This window comes from Bryocella elongata, from assembly GCF_900108185.1.
Taxonomy (GTDB): domain Bacteria; phylum Acidobacteriota; class Terriglobia; order Terriglobales; family Acidobacteriaceae; genus Granulicella; species Granulicella elongata.
The window spans coordinates 52,576-64,102 of the sequence record NZ_FNVA01000003.1 but is presented as its reverse complement, the minus strand read 5'-3'; the positions used below and the strand labels follow the sequence as shown (position 1 = coordinate 64,102).

Here is an 11,527-nt window from a genome sequence, read left to right as displayed (position 1 = left end):
GCAAAGGCCGCCCAATTCCAGGCGGCCCTTACTATTCTGCTGTTCTGCTACTCAGCGGTTCTGCTGCCTTACTCGACCTTCTTCCCATTGATGTCCCGCACCTCGATCGGTCCCAGCTTGGCGTCCTTGAGCCCGGGCTCGATCTTGCTGCGGTCACCTGCGGCGACGATGGTGAGCTGGTCCGGATGGACGTACTCCCGCGCCACCCGGGCCACATCCGCTGCGGTCACAGCGCGGTAGCGGGCCGGCAGCGTCGCATAGTAGTCCAGCGGCCGGCTATAGAGGAAGATGCTCGAGAGCGAGCCAGCGATCGACGCCGTGGTATCGAACACCCCGGGCAGCGATTGCACATTCGAGTTCTTGGCCTCGGTCAGCTCCGCTTCGGTGGGAGGATTGTCCGGGAAGCGCTTCAGCTCATACATCAGCTGCACGGCCGAGTCGCCCGTAACGTTGGTCCGCACCAGGCCGCCAGCAAGGAACGGCCCCGCGCCGCGATACATGCGGAAGCCTGAGCTCGCACCATAGGTGTAGCCATGCTCTTCGCGCAGGTTCATGTTGATGCGGCTGGCGAACGCTCCACCCAGCGTGTAGTTCATCACCTGGATCGTTGGCAGATCGGGCGAGGTGGCAGGAACGCCCACCCCGAATGCAAACAGCGCAGTCTGCGGTGCACCCGGCTTGTCGATGATGACGATGTGCGTCGCGGAAGGCGTCGGCGGAACCGGGAGCGGAGCGATCGCCGCAGCCGTGCCGGTCCACTTGCCGAAGTACTGCTCCGCCAGCGTGCGCGCTTCCTTCAGTGAGATATCGCCGACCAGCACCAGCGCCGCGTCACCGGGCGCGTAGCGGCTCTTGTAGAAGCTCACCGCGTCGTCGCGCGTGATGCTCTCCATGCTGGCCGTCGTGCCGCCGAAGGGAACGCCATACGGCGTGCGGCCATAGATCAGCATCGGGCCGACGCGCTGCGCCATGCCGGCGACCGAATCCGTCTCCTGCTGAATGCCAACCAGACGCCGCTTGCGCAGGCGATCGAAGTCCTCCTGGTGGAACGCAGGATGCTCGACCACATCGGAGAGCAGGTCCATGCCTTCGCTGGTGTGGTTGGTGAGCACAGTCATGTCGGCTCCGCCCATGTCCATGGTGGCGCTCAGGCCCACGCGTGTGCCGATGCGCTCCGCGGCGCCGGAGAGCTGCTCCACGCTGCGCGTCTCGGTGGCCTCGCCCATCACCTGCGTGGTGAGCATCGAGAGGCCTTCCTTGCCGGCCGGGTTGTTCTCGCCGCCCGCCCGGACCACCACATTGGCAGTCAGGATGGGCAGCGAGTGCTGCTCATACACCAGCACCTTCATGCCATTGGCCAGCGCGAAGCTCTGCGGCACAGGCAGGTGCACGGTGGGCGCAGGGCCGGGCTTGGGCACAGCCTTGCGCCAGTTCTCCGTATCCTCAAAGGCCTGCGTGTACGGGTTGGTGATCTTCACGTCCGCGTCGGTGTTGTCAGGCGAGCGCGGCACGTCGTCCAGCACCTTCTTGCCCGGCACGCAGTAGATCACCACGGCTGAATCTTTGGTGAGGTACTTGTTCGCCGCGGCCTTCGCGGCCTCCGGAGTCACAGCTGCGGCGGCTGCAACATCCTTCGGCAGATAGCCGGGATCGCCGGTGTACTGGTTGTACATATCCAGCGTGTCGGCCACACCGCCAAAGCCGCCCAGGCGCTGCAGGCCCGTGATCTTGCGCGTCAGGCTGGTCGCCTTCGCAGCCTCGACCTCTCCGGGCGTGGGACCTTCGTCCTGCAGCTTCTTCAGCTCAGCCCAGAAGGTCGCTTCCAGGTCCTCGAGTTTCACACCGGGCTTCGCTGTGATGTCGCAGCTCGCGATACCGGTAAGCTTCAGCTGCTGCGACTCGCAGTTCACGCTCTGCGCAACCTGGGTCTTCAGCACCAGCGCTTCATCCAGGCGGCTGGTCTTCGACATGCCGAGCGCATACATCGCGCTGTCGGTGGCATACGCATCCGGCGTGAACGCCGCGGGCGTCAGCCAGCCGATGCTCAGACGCGGCAACTTCACCGTGTCCGTGATGGTGGAGCGCTTCTGCGTGCTGATCGCGGGCGTCTGCACGTTCACCGGCTCGACGGCCGGGCCTTGCGGGATGGATCCAAAGTACTGTTCGAGCAACGCCTTCAGCTGCTTCGGATCGAAGTCGCCCGCGATGGCGATCGACGCGTTGTTGGGCGTATAGAACTGCTGGTGGAAGTCGCGAATGTCGGCGATGCGTGCAGCTTCGATGTCCGCATGGCTGCCGATGACCGAACCGTAGTAGGGATGGCCTTTGGGGAAGAGCAGGTGGTACATCTCTTCGTCGGCCACATCGTACGGGCGGCCCTCGCCCTGGCGACGCTCGTTGCGCACCACGTCGCGCTGGTTGGCGAGCTTCACGCGATCGAGGCCTTCCATCAGGAAGCCCATGCGATCGGACTCGAGCCACAACGCCAGCTCGAGCTGATTGGCGGGCATCGTCTCGAAGTAGTTGGTGCGGTCGAAGTCCGTGGTGCCGTTCACGTCGGTGGCGCCCGCGCCCTGCACGAACTTGATGTGCGCCTTCTCGCCGACGTGCTCGGAGCCTTCGAACATCATGTGCTCGAACAGGTGCGCGAACCCTGTGCGTCCCGGCTTCTCGTTCAGCGGACCCACGTGATACCAGAGGTCGACCGAGACCAGCGGCAGCCGGTGATCCTCATGCGTGATGACCTTGAGACCGTTGGGCAGCGTGTAGGTCTCGTACTTGATCTCCGGCAGCTTGAGCTTCGCCTCGGCGGGAGCGGCAGCGAAGGCCGGCAGCATGGCGGGCGTTGTTGCGCAGACCGCCGCAGCCATCGCCGCAGACAGAACTGTCCTCGTAAGTTGCTTCATCAAAGATGACTCCTCGGGGCCGAGTAGAACCGCCCCTGGGTGGGTTCGAGTGGACTCTGGAAATGAATCATAGACGGTCGAGCAGGAGTTTCGTGGCGTGAGGTACGTACCGGACTGCCCCGCCGTTCCAGGATTTCCCGGGAGAAAAGTTCAGCCTTCGCTGATACCCAGCTGCGCCTCCAGCGCTGCCAGGCGGCCCTCCAGCTCCGCCACCTGGCTTTCCAGCTGAGTCACCCGATCCTGGATCGCCGTGCCGAACGCCGGAGCTGCATGCGTGGCAAATGCGGGTGCCGCAGCAGGAAGCGACGCAGTTGCCGCCTCCACGGGCCCGCTCAGCAGGTGCGCCCAACGTGCCTCGCGGGCTCCGGGCTGGCGCGGCAGCAGCGCCACCAGCGGCTCCTCGCGGGCAGCCAGCCGCTCCAGCGTGGTCTGTACGGCCGCATTGTCGTCGAAGCTGTACTGCCGCTCCGCTCGCGCACGAAGCTCCGCTGGCGTCTGCGGTCCCCGCAGCAGCAGCAGGCAGACCACCGCCACTTCATCGCGCCGCAGCGGAGCTCCGCCCAACCCTTCGCGCATGCGGTGCTCGAACTTGGTCACCCGGGTATCTTCCAGCGTCCGCACCAGCCCCAGCTGATCCAGCTCGAATAACGCTCCCCGCACGTCGGCCTCGCTGAGGCTCATCACCGGCTCGCGGCTCGACTTCTGATTACACCCGTTCAACGTCGCATTCGCGCTCAGCGGGTAATACTCCGGGGTGGTGATCTCCTTCTCCATCAACACACCCACAACTCGGGCCTCGACTGCGCTCAGCTTGATCATGCGTCCATGCTAGCGGAGCGGCGGAAGGAGGCCGTGAAACGGGCGCAGCGACTACACTGGAAGGGATGGCTTTTTCCGAACAGTTCGATGTGCTCGTCGTCGGTGCCGGACACGCCGGTTGCGAGGCCGCAGCTGCGGCCGCCCGCATGGGCCTGCGCACCGCGCTGTTCACGCTGAACCTCGACCTGATCGCCCAGATGTCCTGCAACCCCGCTATCGGCGGCGTGGCTAAGGGCCACCTCGTGCGCGAGGTCGATGCCCTCGGCGGCATCATGGGCGAGGTCGCTGACGCCTGCGGCATCCAGTTCCGCCTCCTCAACACCTCGCGCGGCCCCGCCGTCTGGTCGCCCCGCGCCCAGTGCGACAAGGCCCTCTACCGCACGAAGATGCGCGAGAAGCTCGAGAGCATCCCCAACCTCTTCATCAAGCAGGCCGAGGTCATCGATCTGGTGATCGACGACGAGGGTTCAGGGATCAGGCTTCAGGGATCAGAAAATCATCCAGGCAGCGCCGAAGGCTACGCCACCCCGCAAGACCTAATCCCTAATCCCTGTCCCCTAATCCCTCGTGTCCAAGGCGTGCTGCTCCGTGACGGCAGAAAAATATCCGCGGCCGCAGTCATCGTCACCACCGGCACCTTCCTCAACGGCCTCATCCACTGCGGCGAGCAGCAGTACACCGCCGGCCGCTCCGGCGAGCCCGCCTCGGTCCTCCTCGGTGAAAGCCTCAAGAAGCTCGGCCTGCGCGAGACGCGCCTCAAGACCGGCACGCCCCCCCGTCTCGACGGCCGCACAATCGACTGGTCGAAGTTCGAAGAGCAGCCCGGCGACGCGGACCCAACACCATTCAGCTTCCGAAGCCTCTCCGCTCTAACGAGTGAGGGATTAGGGATTAGGGAACAGGGATTAGAAGGCAACCCTGCAATCGAGGCCGAGATCCATCACGAGGCTCAGGGACTAATCCCTAATCCCTATTCCCTAATCCCTCAGGCGGCGACCACGAAGTGGACGCCGCCCCTGCGCCAGATCTCCTGCCACATCGCGCACACCACGCCCGAGACCCTGCGCCTCATCCGCGAGAACGTGCACCGTTCGCCCATGTACACCGGCCAGATCGAAGGCATCGGCCCACGCTACTGCCCGTCCATCGAAGACAAGATCGTGCGCTTCCCGGACAAGGCCTCGCACCAGTTCTTCCTCGAGCCCGAAGGCCTCAACACGCACGAGGTCTACATCAACGGCATGAGCACCTCGCTCCCCATGGAGGTGCAGTCCGCCATGGTGCGCTCGATCCCCGGCCTGGAGAACGCCGAGATGCTCCGCCCCGGCTACGCCATCGAGTACGACGCCATCGACCCCACCGAGCTCGATCGCACCCTGCGCGTGAAGAAGTTCACTGGCCTCTACCTCGCCGGCCAGATCAACGGAACCAGTGGCTACGAAGAAGCAGCCTGCCAGGGCCTCATGGCCGGGATCAACGCGGCGCTCTTCGCGCTTCGCGCGAAGAGCGAGGGATCAGGGATTAGGGAACAGGGATTAGAACAGCGGGTTCAAGACGAAGGGCACACTGCGGTGGCCACCACGGAATCCCTAATCCCTAATCCCTACCCCCTAATCCCTGCCTCTTTCACCCTCAATCGCACCGAGGCCTACACCGGCATCCTCATCGACGACCTCATCAGTAAGGGCACCGACGAGCCCTACCGCATGTTCACCTCGCGCGCGGAGTTTCGCCTGCACCTCCGCATCGACAACGCCGACCAGCGCCTCACCCCCTACGGCCGCGACCTCGGCCTCATCGACGATGCCGCCTGGGCCGCCTACGAGGCCAAGCAGCAGCGCTTCGAAGCGCTGAAGAAGCTCCTCGAGACCACCCGTCTCACCGAGGCTGACGTGCAGGCGTTGTCCAGCTCGACGACGGAAACAATGCCCGTCGCGGAAACAAAGCCCGTCATTCTGAGCGAAGCAGAATCGCTCGGCGATTCTGCGCAGTCGAAGAACCCCGACGCTCCCGATCTCACCGCAACAGCCCAAACCCTTTCAGCCTTAAACGCCCAGCCCCAGGCCAACCCCTTCGCACGCGGCGAACTCTTCTCCCAGGTCCTCAAGCGCCCCGCGGTCACCATCGAGCAGCTTTTGCCCGTTCTGCTTGGCCGCCTGGATGCCGCTCCCGAGCTAACCGTCTGGTCGCAAGCGCTGCGTGCTGCCAACACGCACGCTGAACCCTGGCCCTTGGCCCCTGGCCCCTCGCTCCACCTGCCCGCCTGGGTCCGCAACGAGCTCAAGAGCGTCGAGACCACCATCAAGTTCGCCGGCTACCTCGCCCAGCAGCAGCGCAGCATCGCCCGCCTGCTCGCCGACGAGGCCCGCGCCATCCCCGCCGACTTCGACTACACCGTCGTCAGTGGCCTCTCGCGCGAGATGCAGGAGAAGCTCACCCGCGTGCGTCCGATGACGCTGGGCCAGGCCAGCCGCCTCCCCGGTGTCACGCCCGCGGCAGTGTCTCTGATTCAGTGCTTCCTCGAGATACGCGCGAAGGGCATTCCCAAGCACCGCCGCACCGCGTAAGGATTCCATGGAGACCACGACGCTCTACAGGCCCGTCGGACAGCGCGAGCTTGAGCTCATCGCTGAGTCCGGCTACACCGCATTCCCGCCGCGCCTCGCCGGTCAACCTATCTTCTATCCGGTTCTTACGGAGGAGTACGCAAGACACATCGCCGAGCGCTGGAACACCGACGATGAATTCTCTGGCTACGTTGGCCATGTTCTGCGCTTTGAGGTCGGAAATGACTTTCTGGCGCGCTACGAGGTGCAGAAGGTCGGTGATCGCACGGCGCTGGAGTACTGGATTCCAGCCGGAGAACTGCCGGAGTTCAACCGCCAGATCGTCGGGCGAATCGAACTTGTCGCAAGCTATCGCCGCGAGGGATCGCTGCCGAACGGTTCATAACCGGAACGCGGTATAGTGCTAGTCCGGAGCGGCCTTCCCGATGCGTACCCTTGCCGTAGCAGCGCTCTTTCTCCTGACACCAGCTCTTGCCGTGTCCCAGCAGCCTGAGCCGCTACCAGCGCCGTCTGACCAGACGCCCACCATCACCGTCACATCACGCATCGTCGCGCTGGACGCGCTCGTGCGCGACAAGTCGGGCAATCTCATCGTCGACCTCGCGCAGCCCGACTTCAACCTAAAGGTCGATGGCCACACCCAGCCGGTACGGTACTTCAATCGCGATCAGGACCTCCCGCTCACCGTCGGTCTGCTCTTCGATACCTCCGCGAGCCAGCATCAGTACTTCGACGACGAAGCCCTCGCCGGCTCCATCTTCCTGCGCGACACCCTGACCCGCTCGAACGACCGTGCCTTCCTTGTGGCCTTCGACACCTCGGCCTTCCTGCTGCAGCCCTTCACGCACTCACTGCCATCCCTGAACAACGGCATGCGGCTCCTGGGCTATCGCACCAACCAGCTATCTTCGGGAGCGAATGCGACGCACCTCTACGACGCCATCGTCCACGTCTGCGGCCAGGTGCTGGAGCAGGACCCCACCGGCGCCAACACCGGCCGCCGCGCCATCCTGATCCTCACCGACGGCGAAGACGTGGGATCGCGCGCCAACGTCGACGACGCGATCCGCGCGGCGCAGGAGGCCAACACCGCCGTCTACTCCATCCTCTACACCCGCGAGACGGCCGACTATCCGCACGTGCCGGGCCAGCGCGATGGCATCGGCGTCATGCGGCGCATCTCCGCCGAGACTGGCGGCCGTGAGTTCCTGGTCCAGCGCGGCGTCTCCATCAGCGCTGTCTTCGGAGCCATCGCACAGGAGCTTCGCTCCGAGTACCGCCTCGCCTTCACGCCGCCAGAGTCAAAGCCCGGCAAGTATCACCGCATCGAGCTCAAGGGCAACGATCCAAGACTCGTCGTGCAGGCAAGAACGGGATACTGGGAGAGGACAGCGAAATAGCGAAATAGCGAATAGCGAACAGCGGAACAGCGGAACAGCGGAACAGCAGAACAGCGGAACAGCGGAACAGCAGAACAGCAGAACAGCAGAACAGAAGAACAGAAGAACAGAAGACACCTTAATCGCGGGCGCAGAGCGGCCGCGAGTCGTGCATCTGTCTCCTTTTCAGCACAACTCGCCACATATTCATCGGATGACCGGCTTTTCTCTGTTCCGCAGTTCTGCTGTTCCGCTATTCTGCTGCTCTTATGCCCGAACTCGCTCCGGTCGCCATCTTCTTCTTCGTCATTCTCGCGCTGTTCATTCTGGTGCTCTTCGCGAAGACCTTCTACACGGTGCGCACGGCAACCGCCGGCATCGTGGAGCGTTTCGGGAAGTTCGATCGCATCACCCGGCCCGGCGCGCACTTCCTCGTGCCTTTCGCGGAGCGGGTCTACTTCGTCGATCTGATGGTGAAGCAGGCCCAGTTCCAGGTCGAAACCAAGACCCGCGACAACGTCTTCGTGCAGATCCCCGTGAGCGTGCAGTATCAGGTCCTCGACGATCGCATCGCCGATGCGTTCTACAAGCTCAGCTCGCCGCAGAAGCAGATCGAAAGCTTCGTCTTCAACTCCATCCTCGGGCACGTGCCCAAGTTGTCCCTGGATGAGACCTTCGAGCAGCAGTCGGGCATCAGCGTCAACGTCAAGACCGAGCTCGACGTCACCATGCGCGACTTCGGCTTCAACATCCTCACCGCACTCGTCACGGACATCATCCCGGATGCGAAGGTGAAGGCCGCCATGAACGACATCAACTCCGCGCAACGCCAGCAGGTGGCAGCGCAGGCACGTGGCGAAGCCGAGAAGATCCTCAAGGTAAAGCAGGCCGAAGCGGAAGCCGAGTCCAAGGCGCTGCAGGGCAAGGGCATCGCAGCCGAACGCCAGGCCATCATCGACGGCCTCACCGAGTCCGTCGAGCACTTCCGCCAAGGGGTGCCCGGAGCCAGTGCCGAAGACGTCATGGCCCTCGTGCTGCTCACGCAGTACTTCGACACCCTGCGCGACATCGGTACCCGTGGCGGCACCAACACCCTCTTCCTGCCCAACAATCCCGGAGCTGCGGCAGACTTTCAGACCCAGATTCTCGCAGGCCTCCGCAGCACCAAGCCGAACGGAATGCCGGACGTCCCGCTGAGCAATCCGTTGCCGCCCAGCCCGACGGGCTATCCGACGAAGTAGCAACGGGTAGCACTTCAGGCGAGCCGGGTGTTCTCCATCGGAGTCGCTGTGGGGGCCCACAGCGACTTCCACAGCGGCCTCGGTGTGAAGAGGAACCTGTAGAACCCGACGACCGCCGCGGCGTTCAGCATCAGCATCGCGCCCGCGGGCGTCGCCAGTCGGCCCACCACTGGCAGCTTCCAGCGCAGTCCCACCAGCGCCATCATCCAGAACGCAACCTGCATCCCTGCGAAGGCGAGCATCGCAGGATGTCCTGCGCGGCCCAGCAGCAGCGCGGTCGCCAGCAGCACGACGAAGCAGTAAGGCACCACCAGGCGCAGCAGCTTGTGCGAGACCAGCTGGAACAGCACCCGGTTCTGCGGCGACAACACCCAAGGACACTGCGTCACCAGCTGAAAGTTTCCGGCCAGCGTCCGCACCTTGCGGGAGAACTCACCCTTGGCCTTGGCAGGCCATTCGTCCGTCACCACAGCATGGCGATCCAGCACGCTGCGGTAGCCCTGGCGGATCACAGACAGGGGCTGGAACATGTCGTCCAGAATGCAGCCCTCCGGCAGGAGTGACACAACCGATCGACGCACAGCATAAAACCCACCGTATACGCCGACAGGCGAATCGAAGTGGGCCTCTGCCTTCCGGATGGACTGCTCATAGTGCCAGTAAAGACCGCTCACAGCCTTGGCCGTTCCATCGTGGTCGCGAACCTTGAGCCGCAGGTCACCGGCCACACAGCCTACACGGCGATCCGCAAAGTTCTCAATCAGCTGATTCACACTGCCTTCCCGGATCCGTGGACGAAGGTCCACGAAGAGCAGGATCTCCCCACTGGCCGCGAGGATGCCGTGGTTCAGCGCGGAGGACTTGCCCACCTGATCTTCCAGCAGGATCAGCTTCAGCCGCTCATCGCCGCGACTCGCCTCCATGCCGCGCAGCAGGGCATTGGTCGCGTCGGTCGAGCCGTCCGAGATCACCAGGATCTCGCCAATGATCTCCTTCTCAAGCTCAAGCAGATGATCCAGCTGCGATTCGATCCTGCGTTCGCCATTGTGGACCGCCATGATTACGCTGACCGGCCGCATATCCCAGGCCCACCATCTGTACTGTTTCCTGCGCCGCTTGCGCAGCCGGGCGAGCCCCTGGATCGCCAGCGGATAACCAGCATACGTGTAGACGATGACCGCAAGCGAAAGCCAGAAGGCCTGCGCCAGAAACGCAACGCTCACTGCGAGCCTCGACGGCGCACAATCGTCTTGATGGTCTCGAACATGATGAAGAGATCGAGTCCCAGCGTCATGTGCTTCAAGTAATAGAGATCATATTCGAGCTTTACGCGGGCCTGTTCCAGCGTGGCGCCATAACCATAGCGGATCTGGGCCCAGCCCGTCAGCCCTGGCCGGATCAGGTGGCGCAGCTCATAAAACGGCAGGTTCTCGGCGAGCATCGGGGTGAACTCCGGCCGCTCCGGCCGCGGCCCCACAAACCCCATATCGCCCTTGATCACGTTCCACAGCTGTGGCACTTCGTCCAGCCGGGTCTTACGCAGGAACATGCCGACGCGGGTCACGCGCGGGTCGTTCTTCACCGCCCACTTCGCTCCCGCAGCTTCGGCGTCCGTCCGCATGGTGCGGAACTTTACCACCTGGAAGTGAGCTCCGCGCAGACCCACCCGGGTCTGCCTGAAGAACAGCGGCCCCGAGGAAGATAGCTTGACCGCCAGCGCCACCAGCGGGAAGAACGGTGCGAACACCAGCAGGCCTGTCGCCGCCGCCACCACCGAGATGAACTGGCGCGCCACCTGCATGGAGCGCCGCAGCCGGAACCCTTCGCTGTAGAGGAACGTCGATGGGCGAAGCCCATCCAGCGGCAACCGTCCGGTCAGCCGCTCCACGATGGCAAGCGCATCCTCGACCACGACGCCACGGAACCGGAAGTTCAGAAGCTCCTGGATCGGCAGTTCGCCGCGCTCGTTCTCCAGCGCGATGATAATGCGGCTCAGAGCTACATTCTTTTCGAGGCGCTTCAGCTCAGTTGTCCATGCCGACCGGCGAATCGTCTCGTCTTCCGTGGTCGACTCCGCCCAGTCCACCACATCCATGCCGAGGTCCCGGCGGCTGCGGATCGTCTCCACGATCGCTGCCGCCTGCGGGCCGCCGCCCAGCACATACACCTGCTCGCGGAACATCGGGTGGCTCAGCATCCATTCGTACACCCGGCGCCATAGGATCAGCACCGGCGTGAGTACCGCGATCCCGAGCACATACACACGGCCCTGACCGAAGATCTGCGCCTCCGGAAAGGCCAGCAGCAGCAGCCACACCGCAAAGCAATCGAACCCCAGCACCAGCAGCAGGCGGAAGTAGATCTCCTCCCGTCCGCTGATCAGCTGGGGCTCATAGAGATCGAAGTAGTACGAAAACATCAGGCTCATCGCCGTGACGCCCAATAACTTCAGGCCGCCGTACTCATAGTTCAGGACCAGCCAGGTATCCTGCCCCAGCACCACCCACGCGGACAGCGCAAAGCAGCCGCCCACGATGAACGCCTCGCAGAGCAGCAGGAATACGGTCCGAACAGGGAAGTACACATTGAGGAAGCGGATCATCGGAGGAGCGTGC

The 11,527-nt window shown here is 63.9% G+C and carries 8 protein-coding genes; 4 read left to right on the top strand and 4 right to left on the bottom strand.

The window, feature by feature from the left end:
• Nucleotides 1-68: 68 nt before the first annotated feature.
• Nucleotides 69-2,906, bottom strand: coding sequence for a M16 family metallopeptidase (locus C4S68_RS09610; RefSeq protein WP_235011488.1), 2,838 nt, complete (start codon nucleotides 2,904-2,906; stop codon nucleotides 69-71).
• Between the two features lie 150 nt (nucleotides 2,907-3,056).
• A complete protein-coding gene (locus tag C4S68_RS09605; protein WP_103932858.1) occupies nucleotides 3,057-3,725 on the bottom strand; it encodes a YceH family protein in 669 nt (222 codons plus the stop codon).
• Nucleotides 3,726-3,790: 65 nt separating this feature from the next.
• Between C4S68_RS09605 and C4S68_RS23600 the strand changes: the two genes are divergently transcribed.
• The 4 genes from C4S68_RS23600 to C4S68_RS09565 all read left to right on the top strand — a co-directional run bounded on the left by C4S68_RS23600 (nucleotide 3,791) and on the right by C4S68_RS09565 (nucleotide 8,912).
• Nucleotides 3,791-6,292, top strand: a complete 2,502-nt coding sequence (locus C4S68_RS23600; protein WP_235011487.1) for a tRNA uridine-5-carboxymethylaminomethyl modification enzyme MnmG/GidA — start codon at nucleotides 3,791-3,793, stop codon at nucleotides 6,290-6,292.
• 7 nt (nucleotides 6,293-6,299) lie between these two features.
• Nucleotides 6,300-6,677, top strand: a complete 378-nt coding sequence (locus C4S68_RS09580; RefSeq protein WP_103932857.1) for a hypothetical protein — start codon at nucleotides 6,300-6,302, stop codon at nucleotides 6,675-6,677.
• Between the two features lie 40 nt (nucleotides 6,678-6,717).
• A complete protein-coding gene (locus C4S68_RS09575) occupies nucleotides 6,718-7,692 on the top strand; it encodes a VWA domain-containing protein (RefSeq protein WP_103932856.1) in 975 nt (324 codons plus the stop codon).
• A gap of 248 nt (nucleotides 7,693-7,940) precedes the next feature.
• Nucleotides 7,941-8,912, top strand: coding sequence for an SPFH domain-containing protein (locus C4S68_RS09565; protein ID WP_103932855.1), 972 nt, complete (start codon nucleotides 7,941-7,943; stop codon nucleotides 8,910-8,912).
• A gap of 14 nt (nucleotides 8,913-8,926) precedes the next feature.
• On the opposite strand, the gene C4S68_RS09560 is transcribed toward C4S68_RS09565, so the two are convergent.
• Together C4S68_RS09560 and C4S68_RS09555 are read right to left on the bottom strand one after the other, a co-directional pair.
• Nucleotides 8,927-10,135, bottom strand: a complete 1,209-nt coding sequence (locus C4S68_RS09560; RefSeq protein ID WP_235011486.1) for a glycosyltransferase — start codon at nucleotides 10,133-10,135, stop codon at nucleotides 8,927-8,929.
• Nucleotides 10,132-11,514 carry a TIGR03013 family XrtA/PEP-CTERM system glycosyltransferase gene (locus tag C4S68_RS09555; RefSeq protein WP_103932854.1) on the bottom strand — a complete coding sequence of 461 codons (1,383 nt, stop codon included), beginning with the start codon at nucleotides 11,512-11,514 and terminating at the stop codon, nucleotides 10,132-10,134. The genes C4S68_RS09560 and C4S68_RS09555 overlap by 4 nt, the downstream gene beginning before the upstream one ends.
• Between the last annotated feature and the right edge of the window lie 13 nt (nucleotides 11,515-11,527).

Coding starts and splice junctions, on each gene's coding strand:
- C4S68_RS09610 (WP_235011488.1), bottom strand. CDS start 2,906: ATGAAGCAACTTACGAGGACAGTTCTGTCTGCGGCGATGGCTGCGGCG.
- C4S68_RS09605 (WP_103932858.1), bottom strand. CDS start 3,725: ATGATCAAGCTGAGCGCAGTCGAGGCCCGAGTTGTGGGTGTGTTGATG.
- C4S68_RS23600 (WP_235011487.1), top strand. CDS start 3,791: ATGGCTTTTTCCGAACAGTTCGATGTGCTCGTCGTCGGTGCCGGACAC.
- C4S68_RS09580 (WP_103932857.1), top strand. CDS start 6,300: ATGGAGACCACGACGCTCTACAGGCCCGTCGGACAGCGCGAGCTTGAG.
- C4S68_RS09575 (WP_103932856.1), top strand. CDS start 6,718: ATGCGTACCCTTGCCGTAGCAGCGCTCTTTCTCCTGACACCAGCTCTT.
- C4S68_RS09565 (WP_103932855.1), top strand. CDS start 7,941: ATGCCCGAACTCGCTCCGGTCGCCATCTTCTTCTTCGTCATTCTCGCG.
- C4S68_RS09555 (WP_103932854.1), bottom strand. CDS start 11,514: ATGATCCGCTTCCTCAATGTGTACTTCCCTGTTCGGACCGTATTCCTG.